Below are 11,797 nucleotides of genomic sequence, written 5' to 3'. Positions count from 1 at the left end.
CGACGTGATGTGCAATAAAACGACATGAAACCCAGTTCCGAGAAGGGACTGGGTTTCATGCATGTTACTTTTAATTATATAAGTCATTATGATAAGGGAGGGAAATGCGGCACGACGTACGTTCCGAGTTCATCGATGACGTCTTCTGCTGATCGCTCACCGTCGAATAAGGCGAAGAACAGATGATTGACGCCAAGCTCGCGATACAATTCCAGCAACTCGATCAGTCGATTGCGTCCGATCCGAAAACCGAGTCGAATCGGTGTCGCTTCTTCATTTGGATCCGCGGATAAATCAAGATGCATCGGCATCGAAAACGGACGAAACGTTGTGTTACCGGCTGCTTGACTCGCGGCACGCCATTGCTCGATGGTACGTGCTTGTTCGAACGGTCCTTGAGGATAATACATCCAGCCGTCGCCGTTTTTAGCGAGCCAGTCCATATCTTGCTGTGCGAAACCCGTGATCATCGTCGGGATTCGTTTCTTTGGTCGTGGCACGAGTGTCGCACCACGAACTTCTCCATACGTCGAATCAATTTGCGGATAATCTTCATATAAAGCTTGTTCCATCACTTGCAGAGCTTCCTTGAACTGAGCACCACGGCTCGGGTGATCGACACCGAGTCCATGGAAGTCGGCTTGCCGGTCACCGGACGAGACACCGAGAATCAAACGTTCCGGGAACAACGCATCAATCGTCGCGACTTCTTTCGCAGAGCGTAACGGATGACGGAGCGGCAGGACGAGTGCTGACGTTCCGAGGGCGATCTGTTTCGTCTGACTGAGGAGATGCGTCCCGTATATCAGCATGTCATGAATCTGTCCGACAGCCGGATCAAGAAAATAAGGATCCTTTAATAAGACGTCGCGTAACCAGAGGGTCGTAAAACCATAGTTCTCTGCTTTTTGTGCGAGCTCGACTTGATTGGCAAGCGTCGGTGTTCGCATCTTGAAATTTTCAAGCGGGACGTGGAGACCGAGCGTGAGCTCGCCCTCCCGGTACATCCGCTGATAACCTGCATGATCGTTCAACATAGTGGTCCTCCTTATTGATGTTCGAGACGACGCGAGACACCCGTCAAGATGACGGCAAGGATAACCATGATCCCGCCGACCCATGGCGTGTGGACGAGACCGATCGTATCGGTGACGAGACCACCAATCGTTGCTCCGAGTGCGATGCCGATGTTGAAGGCTGCGATATTCAAGGCAGATGCAACATCGACTGCTGCTGGGACATATTTTTCAGCCAACTGGACGATGTAGAGCTGGAGTCCAGGGACGTTCATGAACGCCAGGAGTCCCATTAAGATGATACCGATGATACCGGCGACCTTGAACGGAATCATGAACGAGAGAGCGATCATGACGATAGCGTGAATGATGAACATATAGAACAACGCTTTAATCGGATTACCATTCGCGAGTTTTCCACCGACCGTGTTTCCGATCGCAACCGCGATTCCGTAGACGAGCAGAATGATACTGATTAAGCTCGGACTGATTTTCGTGACGTCTTGCATGATTGGTGTCAAGTACGTAAAGGCGACGAACGTTCCACCATAACCGAGGGCAGTGATCAAGAAGCCGAGCATCAAGCGTCCGTTCGTCAACAATTTGAACATGTCGGAGAACTTAGCAGGTGGTGATTGTTTCAAGTCTTTTGGAATCAAGAAGAAGCTTGCGATGATCGCAATAATGCCGAGTGCTGCAACCGCGAAGAACGTCGCGCGCCAGCCGAATGATTGACCGATGAATGTCCCGAGTGGAACACCTGTGACCGTTGCGACTGTCAGACCTGTGAACATCAAGGCGATGGCACTCGCTTTTTTATGCTCTGGTACGAGCTGGACGGCAATCGTCGCACCGATTGAGAAGAAGACACCGTGCGAGAAAGCAGTGATGAAACGAGCAGCGATCAACAATTCAAACGTCGGTGAAATCGCGGAAACGAGGTTACCAACAATGAAGACGACCATCAATGCCATCAGTAACGTTTTCCGATTCATTCGGTTCGTTAGTGCCGTCAGGATGGGTGCACCGACGGCGACACCGATCGCGTAACCAGAAATGATGAGACCAGCGAGTGTGATGCCGATATTTAAGTCACCAGCGATCGCTGCGAGCAGTCCGACGGGAACGAATTCCGTCGTACCGATACCAAAAGCGCTGATTGCTAAGGCAAGTAGGGCAAGTCCGCCGTTTCTTGGGACCTGTTCCTCCTGGATCCGTGAGTTTAATTGATTCATAGGGATTCCTCCTAAAAAAAATTTCAGTAGGGATCGTGTTCAGTGGGCCCGACCGAACATGATCCGATTGACATGACCCCAGCATAACCGGGGTGTTTCATTTCGGGAAGTACGTACTTTAAAGTGCGATAGGCACTAAAAAGTACCCTACTCCTTCATTTAGATGCAAGGTCTAAAAGGAGGTTGTACTTTCCGTTGACAATTGCTATCATATAGCCAGCTAATCTGCTTGGGAAGTACGCACTTTCAAGTACGATAGGCACTAAAAAGTACCTATGCCCTTAACGGAATCACGAAAGGATGGAACATATATGCCATACAATATCCCGGTCGAAGCAACACTTGAAGTCATCGGTGGAAAGTGGAAGGTCGTCATCATGTGTCATTTGATTAAAGGCGAGCGTCGGACGAGTGAGCTCCGCAAGCTGATGCCGACAATCACTCAAAAAATGCTGACGCAACAATTGCGCGAGTTAGAAGAAGACGGCGTCATCATCCGGACGGTCTTTGAACAAGTCCCACCGAAAGTCGTCTACTCGTTATCCGAGTATGGCTGGTCGCTGAAGCCGATTCTTGACGCGATGTGCGCATGGGGAGAAGGACATATCGATTTGACGGGTGGAGAAGTCGTCTCGTCATGACGAACAAAAGTGAGTCTCGCTCGAGGCTCACTTTTTTGAATACATATACAAGGTGGGGAAAAAGATAGAGCAATCAATCGTTCAGTTCGATTCGATTACAGTCAGTTTTGAGGATAAAGCAGGTAGACGCCAGTCAATCGAGGAGTTTGCACAAGGATTCGAGCATGGCATCTTATTTTTCGGTCATCCGCCGGAAACCAATGATATCAAAGTCGTCCTCGATCTGAAGACAAACTTTGGTGAACGGACGTTTCGATTTAACTTTTGCCGGATGGACCGGGCAATCGGTCATTATCTAATCGATGGGTTGGTCTGGAAATGGGTCATCTTGTGGGAATGGTATTACCAGGAGAGTTATCAAACGGGTGAGTCCTACCATATCAATCGTCCAAAGGAAGGACTTCGTGATTTTTATCGACAAATCGATGTACAAAATGAGACCTGTTCGAATGATTATTTAGAGTCAGGCATTCACGAGGAGGACGTATCGTGTACGGATAGTTATACAAATTTTGAGAACCTAGATTGGGTCACCGAGGGAGATCCGATTAATACATTAGAGCGGATGCGGAACCAAGGTGTCTTTTTCGAGTATTACTTTAAAACCTGGATTGATTTAGAGCATTCGTTGCCCGCGATTCGACGTGTCATGGATGCGTTATATGTACATACACCTGAATAATGCTTAATCAAATAAGCACCGCTCCCTCTGTCGTCGACAGGAGGAGCGGTGTTTTGGTTAGAACGCTTTACGTTGACCTTTTAGAATCGTCTGTTGCAAGGGACCAAAGTCCCCCGGAACCGTCCGTTCCATAAACAGATATGGTTTTCCATCGACGATGAATTTGCGATCGCCAAGATACTCGAAGTGGCGACCGTCATCCTTTAATCTTCGCTTAACAGCTTGAATATGGTCTTCATGATGGATGAACCGCTCGTTAAACGTCATGACGATATTTCCTTTTTTGAATCCGAGTAAGAAGACATAGTAGAACCAATAGCCAACGAGACAAATACCAACGGCCAATAACAAATCATACATGTGTGTCGAGCTCCTTTCGTGTGTACAGATTTTTACGAATATTTCTGTAAAAAGATTCAATCAATTTCAATTAAAAGTAAAAAAGTATTCATCCGAAGATGAATACTCGTTATTTTTGAGCGATATATCTCTTTTGATCGAAATCATATTTAAATTCAACGATCATCCATTCATCACCCGTTGGATTCCGATACGAGTAAAAGAGCGATGTCTGTTTTTCTGGATACTCGACTGTATTGTCATTATAGGCTTTTCCGATCTTAGATTGACACTCCCACGGCTAAAGCCGCAAGCCCACACCGTTGGTGAGGGTGGGATTCTCAAGTGCTTGGCGGACTCAATCCATTTCTGCTTCGTCCGAGCCTTGAGGTAGGGGTGTGCCATCACCCCTCCTGAGACAGACCGTATAGGTTCTCAGGCTGATGGACTGTTACCATCCATCACAGGTGCGTATCGAATGTTCATCGCACCGACGGTGTCCCGATGTCCTTTAAACCCACAGGCACACGTGTAGACCCTATCCCTCACCTTGTTCCTGACGGAACAGGATGGGCAGGTCTGACTCGTGTAGGCGGGGTTCACATACTCAACCTTGATGCCCGACAAGGCGGCTTTGTATTCGATGAAGGACGCGAGACGATAGAACGACCATGAGTGGAGGTTCTGGTTGTTTTTACGGCTTGTTCTTGCCGTCTGTCGGATGTTCGCCAAGAGTTCGAGGCGAATGACAGAGATTTTCTTCTGTCTTGCAAAATCGACGATGGCTCGGCTGACCTTGTGGTCCTTGTCTCGCATCCACCGCTGTTCCTTCTGATTGCGTCGTTTGATAGCCTTCGGCTTCTTCTTTTTGCCGAGTGCCTTCCGTTCCGCACGGAACTTGCGTTTCATATACTTGTTCTTACGACCGTTCCCGAAGAAACGGGTCGTGTCGTCATCGGTGACGGCGACCGCCGGCACTTTTAGCCCGAGGTCAACCCCCATCAGCCGCACCCCCGTCCGAGGAACGGTCGGGATATGGACGGAAATCTGAGCGATCCACTTCCTTCCCTTCTTCGTGACCCTGAGCGTCCCGAGTTTGTTGGCAAGGAGTCGGGTATTCCGATTGTCCTTGTCAACCATGGCAGCACGGAATCGCATCTTCACGGACTTCCCGTCCATCCAAACGGGGAAGGAGATGCTCTGAAGTCGAAGGAATAGTTCTGATTGTTCCAGACGCAGACCGGCTTTTTGAGGACAGGGATGCGTTTGAAATCCTCTTTCCTCGCCTTCTTGTAGATGCCGACGGCATCTCCTGCGAGTTGGTTCTTCACGGCGCTCGGAAGGGGGGTGTCGATGTCCTTGCTCGACCACCTCTTCCCGTCCTCGGAGGCGACCATGTTCGCCACGACTCGGTTGGCGGTCTGGATATAGGTCTTGCCCATCCTTTTTAGGATGGCATCCTGACGACGCGTGGCATAGATTCGAACTTCTACCGTGACGACTTGACTCATCTTTGACACCTCCTTCATCATAATCAACTCCATTATAGATTTACTATAAATGCATTTCATCAGGAAGAACAGTCGGGGACATGCGGTGTCTGAAAACACCCCGTCCCCGAACTCGCTATCATCCTACCCCTAAAGGAGTGGGCTTTCTCGCTCGTACATTCTGTAATCTTCTGTGCGGTGAGCCGTCATGACACCTAGCCCTTTACCTGAAAGAATATGATCGAATTCAGCCATCGTCATGCCTGGTTTAAATTTCTTTCCTGGTAAGAGTCGCTTTTTCGAAGGCGTTTTAGGGGTGTATTCCTTTTGCGCAAGATATAACGTGTGACCTTCTTGTTTCGTTTTGAAGATCAGGTGCATGCGCTGTAAAGACCAATGATCGTTTTTTTCATCGTACGGATAAAATGAGAAAGCGTATAAAGCATAGTCGTCTTTGATCTCACTCAATACTACCTTGTGATTGAGTGTCGTGACGCCGTGTTCTTTCTTTATGTATTTCTTAAACGATTTTCCGTAAAGCGACTTTGCGACGTCTGTCGCGGTCATGCCGAGTTTTAGCTTTTTGTAAGATGTATACTCCTTAGTCACTGCATCGACAGAATGAGGTGCGAAAATAGCACCAATCATCGAAAGCGTGATCAGAAGCGCGAAGAGTACTTTCAACTGAATAAGGTGTGATTTTTTCGTACGTGCCATCATGATTGTGTCTCCTTTGACAAACTTATTAAAAACTGTGCGTTTCTTTTCGTTTGAGATACCAGAGTAGTCCGAGGGTAATGAAAAAACCAATCGCACCTATGATTCCGATGAACAGGAAACCAATGAGATCATTGCCGATGTTCTTTTGAAAAAAATAGGATGAACCAAAAATCGCAGTGGTAATCATGAAAATATTGCGTAGATGGCGAAGTACTTGGACTATCATGGAGAACCCCTCTTCTTAGTTTTTCGTTCGACGGATCTCGGTCGCGACAATCGAGTCCTTTGCAAACGTCACTTGAATCGTATCACCCGTCTGAATGGCAGCCGTGTTATCCGTTTTGCCATACACGATCGTGTCCGGCGTGATGCGAATCTCTGTCAATGCATACTGTTCGTCCGGCTTTTGTTCACTCGGAGCGACGAATAAAGTATCACCTGTAATTTTCTCGACGGTACGTGCATCGTTCTCGTGTGTACAGGCACTAAGCGGTATACAAAGGAATAGAATAAAAGCGAAAAGCCACCGACGTGTCGGCATAAACCAGGCACCTGCTTTCGTCAGTTAATAGGGTTAGATGAAATCATATTAATATATAAATTTTACCAGTTGTGATGCTGATTGATGCGAATTAAAAAAACTTTCTTACTCCAAAACAACAGGAATTCGGATCGAAATCGGCGTATGATTAAGGGAATACCATCATCTCGATATGAGGAGGCATTACGATGAAGGCAGCCATCTGTACCCGCTACGGATTCCCAGACGTCTTGCACATCACAGAGGTACCTCGTCCGGTTCCAAAATCAAACGATCTACTGATTAAAGTACATGCATCTGCCGTCCATTCCGGAGATCGTCGCATGCGTTCGCTCGATGTCCCACTGTTAGGGAAACTTCCAATGCGTCTGGCTGTCGGCTTCAAGCGACCGCGACAACCAATCCTTGGCGTTGTTCTTGCCGGTGAAGTCGTCGAAGTCGGTCAAGACGTCAAGCAGTTCCAAGTCGGAGACCGTGTCCATGCCTTGACGGGATTTGGCTTCGGTGGATACGCCGAATATGCGTGCGTGTCTGAGAAACGTTGCATTGCTAAAATGCCGCAACACGCATCGTACACGGAAGCGGTCTGTCTCCCGTTCGGTGGTACGACGTCGCTCCATTTCTTTCGGAAACTCCAAATCGATCAGATGAAGACGATCTTGATTTACGGTGCGTCAGGCGCTGTCGGGACGGCTGCCGTTCAAATCGCTAAAGCAAAAGGGCTTCAGGTGACGGCTGTCTGTAGTGGACGAAACGCGGAGCGGGTCAAAGTGCTCGGTGCCGATCACGTCATCGATTATACAAGGGACGGTTACGATGGATTGTTGCTGAAGTATGATGCCGTCTTCGATGCTTCCGGAAAAATCAATAAGACGCAAGCGAAACGGCACGTCAAACAAAACGGCGCCTTTGCATCCGTCGCGGGACAAGGTGTGGCGAGAGAACGGAAAGAAGATCTACACTATTTAAATGAACTATTTGAAGCGGGACGATTCAAAGCCGTCATCGACCATATCTATTCACTTGATGAGATCGTCGAAGCGCATCGTTATGTCGATACCGGGCAAAAGTTCGGTAACGTCGTCGTGTTAATAGCAAACGAATGATTCATCGAACCACCTGATTCAGGTGGTTTTTTTATGGTTATCCAATATATGTTAAAATAAAATAGGCTATTTTAAGGATGGGGGGATATAGCGATGATGAAACAGATTCATGCGTTTGAGACAAAAACGGACTATGAGAAATACGAAGCGGTCACGCATCGCTTTCGAACACGGTTAGACGAGTATCAAACGATCTTACAAGAGAAGTATCAACTGATCGACGTACCGAAAGGAATCGTTTGGACGTCAGCGGAACTCGCGACGACGGTCTTCTCAGACATTCCGATTCCAGCATTTACGAATAAGGACTTGATTTACATATCACCAGACGTTACAGAGTGGCGAACGTTATTTTTATCCCAACTCGACGGGAAGGACGTACCACATATTCGAGCATTCTACGAAACGCTCGCGGAAGATCACGTCTTGACGATTGCTGGTCATGAACTGACGCATCACTTGGATTTGTTCGTTGATGAATTCGACGATGAGAGAGAAGACGGAATCTGGTTCGAAGAGGGAATGTGTGAATACCTACCCCGGAAGCATTTGTTGTTGGACGAAGCTTTCAAGCGAATTACGACAATTGAGACAGAGCTGGTCGAGCTCTTTCAGGAGGAGTATGGAGCGCGCTCGATTGATCAATTTGGGAGTGCCTCCTATGCCGGTAGTCTGTCGAGTATCATGTTTGATTATTGGCGGAGCTTTCTCGCAATCCACCATCTCATCGAGGAACGATATGCCGGGGACGTCTTACGCGTTTTTGAGGCATATCGGAACTGGCATGAGCAGGGGCGGATTGTGCCGCTCTCGACATACTTTAATCTTCAGACGGTAAGACGCTAAGCTGTATTTGTAATGGAGGAGGGCTTATGAATCGTTACAGTATTCTTTCGTTAGCTGCATTCATCTGTTTTTGTTTCTTATTTTTCCTGATGAAGAGCGGAGTCAGTCTGAAAGGGTTTGGAACTGTCTATATCCTGCTTCTGTTTATCATTCCGTTAGTCGGCGTATACACAGGGTACAAAACGAAGCACCGAATACTCAAGTGGGGATTCGTCGGCATCCATCTCATTACGTTCTGCATGATGTCATATTTACTGTTACTGGCTTACGGTATTTCGGAGTCATAAAACAGATTAAATAAAAAAGTCAGCTGATTCCATGTAAAAAGGAATCAACTGACCTTTACTAATATGTAGTGTGAACCAAGTTACTATTGCGAACTCTAGTTTCGCTTCGGCAAACTAGTCGTCGTGCCCACCTCAACGACTCGGTCGTCTTGAAGACGATATAGCAAGTATTCCTCTTTTTGGAGCCCTTGACCACGGACTTTTACGGCAATCTTATAGCGTTTTTCCTTGTCACGATGCTTATCGTCATAAGCAGAGTGGAGGGAGACGACACGAGCTGGACCGTATTTTTTCTCGACATAAGTCTCAACCTTAGTGCTGACGTGCTGCTCGAATCGCTCGTCGTATCGGACATCTAAGTAAAACAGCAGTCCTCCTAATAGGAGTAAGACAACCAAAACGTTCATTCCGACTTTTTTCAATTCATCACTTCCGATCGTTCCATAGCATTAAACCTAGAAAAGCTGTTACAGATGATCGGAAGACGATGCATCATAACAGGGATTGAATCATTGATTTGAAAATCTACATCATTTGAGTGATTACTTTAGATATCGACTCCAACTAATTTAAGAATGATGACGATTGTGATAGCTGAGAGCGCAAAAGAACCGGCAAAAGCAAGCTGTTTTTTCAAAAGTATCTCCTCCTTATGAAAAGGTTACCATTATTATGTCATTAAGTAAGATGTCTGTAAAATTAATTCCAATTAGAACCCTGGATTTTCATCATAAAATTTTAGGAATAGATGACAACATCCCCACTCCTCGTTTTGTCAATAGAGTAGGGATTTTTCATGTTTCCTACATTCTACTTTATTAATAGTCGATGAATCGCCCTTGCCTCAGCATATGTCGATTCCTGTCCGAACCAACGATAAGTGAGAGTTGATAATGGCGAAGTTCCAGTGTCATTCAATAAAGCGATAGATAAATTATTCTTCCGATCAACGATTAAAAACTGTCCGCCTGATCCCACTCCCCATAACAGAGGATTTTTAGCATTTGATTCTAACCACCAAAGATATCCATATCCTGAAAAACGATCGACGTCCGAAATCTTAGAGTAAGCCATTGTACTCTCCTCAACCCACTTGATTGGAATAACGGATCGTCCTTTCCACTTACCATCTTGGGCATAAAGCGCACCAAATCGGGCAAGGTTTTCGGCAGACATATAAAATCGATACATCGGAATGGATGTTTCTTCATTCTTTTCATAAGTGACATGAGAAGGGCTGAATGTTTTCATGCCAACAGGCTTGGCGATCCATTGTTCAAAAGCATCTCCGATTTTCATTTTCGTCTCTTTCTCAAGAATAAGACCCAACATGTTAAAATCCCAATTGTTATAGTAATAAAAACTTCCTGGAGTATGACTTTCACGTTTTGGACGTAAATCTTTCATTCGTTGTGATTCACCCAATGCGTTTAAGTAGATACCTGATCGTGCTTGTAATAAGTCCCGAATTGTTGCGGACTTCTCTTGTTTCGTTAAGGGTTGCTTGGAATCATCGACAGAGAGTTGTCCCAATGTCATATCCAAGTCTACTAACCTTTTTTCCTCTGCAATCCCAAATAGTGCACTGATGATGCTTTTACGAATAGAAGCAACATTATACAATTCGTTCGAAGAGCCGATGGATGCCACTTGTTGGGTATCCTGAATTGCATATAATGCGTCCGACTCATTGCGTTTCATCTGCTGTTGAAGACTTATCTTCAACTGTTCAGTATCTGTTTTACTTTGAAGTGAAATATTTTCATTATCTGTTTCGTTTTGTACGAAAGGGCGGGTAAGATAGACGAAAAGACTCCCAATTACTATTAGAGATAAAAATAAAAGAGTACGTTTCCTTCTTGACTTCATAGTTCAGTTCTCCTTCAATCAATGTTGTGATGACACTGATTGATTATCAACCTTCAAGTAACTTTAAGGTCAAGCTTTCTATAAAATATAGTTTAAAAGGAGAGATAACTTGAGTTTATTTAAAATTGGAGAGGCTGCAAAACAAAGTGGGATACCTGCATCCACACTACGATATTATGATCAGATTGGTCTGATCCGTTCGCGTCAAATCGATCCACATAGTAAGTATCGATATTACACACAACACGACATCACACATATGAAAATCGTCCAGCATCTGCGCAGGATGGATTTTTCTCTTGAAGAAGTTCAACTTTTTTTAAACGAAAGAGATATGAATCTTCAACTTGGATTGTTAGATAAGAAGAAACAAGAAATTAAGTTAAAGCGGTTGGCACTTCTTCAGACTGAGAAGGAAGTGCATCGCCGAATCGAATCTATAGAAAAGGAATTAATTTCGACAACAATCACGAAAAAGGATAGTTGGGAAATAGTAGTGAAACATTTTGATGAACGACCTATTCTATCGAAGCGAAAGATTTTCGACAGAGGCGGAATTGATATCTATCAAGACGCGTTTCTACAGTTACTCAAAGAAAATTCGTTTGAGGATGTACCCGTTACATCGCTCGTGTTACAGCATCATCATATCCAACTAAATGAAGAATTTTCTCACTTCGAAAGACATCTTCCAGAAATCGATTTAGAGGTAGGCGTGCTTCTTCCTTCCATGACATCCCCGTTTCAGAATGCGACTTTGCCTAGTGGTAGTTATGCTTGTATTGTGAGTAGAGGTATGGCAGGGAAGAAACGTTTTCGTAAATTATATTCATTTCTACAAGAATGGCTTCAAGAAAACAACTATAAAGTCGAGGGACCATTAATTGATATCGTCTTAACAGACCTCACTCAGTTAACTGCGATTGATTATACGGAAGATATACTTTCTGAGACTCAATTTCGCATTACACCAAATAATGCGTAGTGTGAAAGCAACAATCATTTTGTACTTTAATTTTATATAT

At 45.4% G+C, this 11,797-nt stretch carries 14 protein-coding genes and 1 pseudogene; 6 read left to right on the top strand and 9 right to left on the bottom strand.

Annotated features, from left to right (window positions below; translation table 11 throughout):
* Positions 1-86 precede the first annotated feature (86 nt).
* Positions 87-1,037, bottom strand: coding sequence for a TIGR03571 family LLM class oxidoreductase (locus tag NOM72_RS07790; RefSeq protein ID WP_255998591.1), 951 nt, complete (start codon positions 1,035-1,037; stop codon positions 87-89).
* 11 nt (positions 1,038-1,048) lie between these two features.
* The gene (locus NOM72_RS07785) at positions 1,049-2,251 is read right to left on the bottom strand and encodes an MFS transporter (RefSeq protein WP_174316221.1); all 1,203 of its coding nucleotides are present in this window, start codon (positions 2,249-2,251) and stop codon (positions 1,049-1,051) included.
* Between the two features lie 311 nt (positions 2,252-2,562).
* Between NOM72_RS07785 and NOM72_RS07780 the strand changes: the two genes are divergently transcribed.
* Together NOM72_RS07780 and NOM72_RS07775 are read left to right on the top strand one after the other, a co-directional pair.
* Positions 2,563-2,892, top strand: a complete 330-nt coding sequence (locus tag NOM72_RS07780) for a winged helix-turn-helix transcriptional regulator (RefSeq protein ID WP_023468096.1) — start codon at positions 2,563-2,565, stop codon at positions 2,890-2,892.
* 52 nt (positions 2,893-2,944) lie between these two features.
* On the top strand, positions 2,945-3,574 hold the full coding sequence (locus NOM72_RS07775) for a hypothetical protein (RefSeq protein ID WP_255998590.1): 630 nt from the start codon (positions 2,945-2,947) through the stop codon (positions 3,572-3,574).
* Between the two features lie 57 nt (positions 3,575-3,631).
* On the opposite strand, the gene NOM72_RS07770 is transcribed toward NOM72_RS07775, so the two are convergent.
* The 5 genes and pseudogenes from NOM72_RS07770 to NOM72_RS07750 all read right to left on the bottom strand — a co-directional run bounded on the left by NOM72_RS07770 (position 3,632) and on the right by NOM72_RS07750 (position 6,664).
* Positions 3,632-3,934, bottom strand: coding sequence for a hypothetical protein (locus tag NOM72_RS07770; RefSeq protein WP_023468098.1), 303 nt, complete (start codon positions 3,932-3,934; stop codon positions 3,632-3,634).
* A 414-nt stretch (positions 3,935-4,348) separates the two neighbouring features.
* Positions 4,349-5,424, bottom strand: a pseudogene (locus tag NOM72_RS07765) (RNA-guided endonuclease InsQ/TnpB family protein).
* A 129-nt stretch (positions 5,425-5,553) separates the two neighbouring features.
* On the bottom strand, positions 5,554-6,123 hold the full coding sequence (locus NOM72_RS07760) for a hypothetical protein (protein WP_255998582.1): 570 nt from the start codon (positions 6,121-6,123) through the stop codon (positions 5,554-5,556).
* Between the two features lie 25 nt (positions 6,124-6,148).
* The gene (locus tag NOM72_RS07755; RefSeq protein ID WP_035397707.1) at positions 6,149-6,349 is read right to left on the bottom strand and encodes a hypothetical protein; all 201 of its coding nucleotides are present in this window, start codon (positions 6,347-6,349) and stop codon (positions 6,149-6,151) included.
* 15 nt (positions 6,350-6,364) lie between these two features.
* Positions 6,365-6,664, bottom strand: a complete 300-nt coding sequence (locus tag NOM72_RS07750; protein ID WP_035397705.1) for a hypothetical protein — start codon at positions 6,662-6,664, stop codon at positions 6,365-6,367.
* 188 nt (positions 6,665-6,852) lie between these two features.
* On the opposite strand from NOM72_RS07750, the gene NOM72_RS07745 reads away from it, so the two are divergent.
* The 3 genes from NOM72_RS07745 to NOM72_RS07735 all read left to right on the top strand — a co-directional run bounded on the left by NOM72_RS07745 (position 6,853) and on the right by NOM72_RS07735 (position 8,903).
* Positions 6,853-7,770: an NAD(P)-dependent alcohol dehydrogenase gene (locus NOM72_RS07745; RefSeq protein WP_255998579.1), complete on the top strand. Its 918-nt coding sequence runs from the start codon at positions 6,853-6,855 to the stop codon at positions 7,768-7,770.
* Positions 7,771-7,863: 93 nt separating this feature from the next.
* Positions 7,864-8,616 (top strand): collagenase, encoded by a 753-nt coding sequence (locus NOM72_RS07740; protein WP_255998577.1) that lies wholly within the window; start codon positions 7,864-7,866, stop codon positions 8,614-8,616.
* 26 nt (positions 8,617-8,642) lie between these two features.
* Entirely contained in the window at positions 8,643-8,903 is a 261-nt protein-coding gene (locus tag NOM72_RS07735) for a hypothetical protein (RefSeq protein ID WP_255998575.1), read from the top strand.
* 95 nt (positions 8,904-8,998) lie between these two features.
* Here the strand turns inward: NOM72_RS07735 and NOM72_RS07730 are convergent, their stop codons facing one another.
* The gene (locus NOM72_RS07730; protein WP_255998573.1) at positions 8,999-9,310 is read right to left on the bottom strand and encodes a hypothetical protein; all 312 of its coding nucleotides are present in this window, start codon (positions 9,308-9,310) and stop codon (positions 8,999-9,001) included.
* A gap of 403 nt (positions 9,311-9,713) precedes the next feature.
* Positions 9,714-10,772, bottom strand: a complete 1,059-nt coding sequence (locus NOM72_RS07725) for a serine hydrolase domain-containing protein (protein ID WP_052017145.1) — start codon at positions 10,770-10,772, stop codon at positions 9,714-9,716.
* Positions 10,773-10,881: 109 nt separating this feature from the next.
* Here NOM72_RS07725 and NOM72_RS07720 point away from each other — a divergent pair, with 109 nt between their 5' ends.
* Positions 10,882-11,757, top strand: a complete 876-nt coding sequence (locus tag NOM72_RS07720; RefSeq protein ID WP_255998571.1) for a MerR family transcriptional regulator — start codon at positions 10,882-10,884, stop codon at positions 11,755-11,757.
* The last annotated feature ends 40 nt before the right edge of the window (positions 11,758-11,797 follow it).

Source organism: Exiguobacterium sp. LL15 (assembly GCF_024436095.1).
In the GTDB taxonomy this organism is placed as follows: Bacteria; Bacillota; Bacilli; order Exiguobacteriales; family Exiguobacteriaceae; genus Exiguobacterium_A; species Exiguobacterium_A indicum.
Note: the sequence above shows the minus strand (reverse complement) of the source record. Positions and strands in the feature narration are given on the sequence as shown.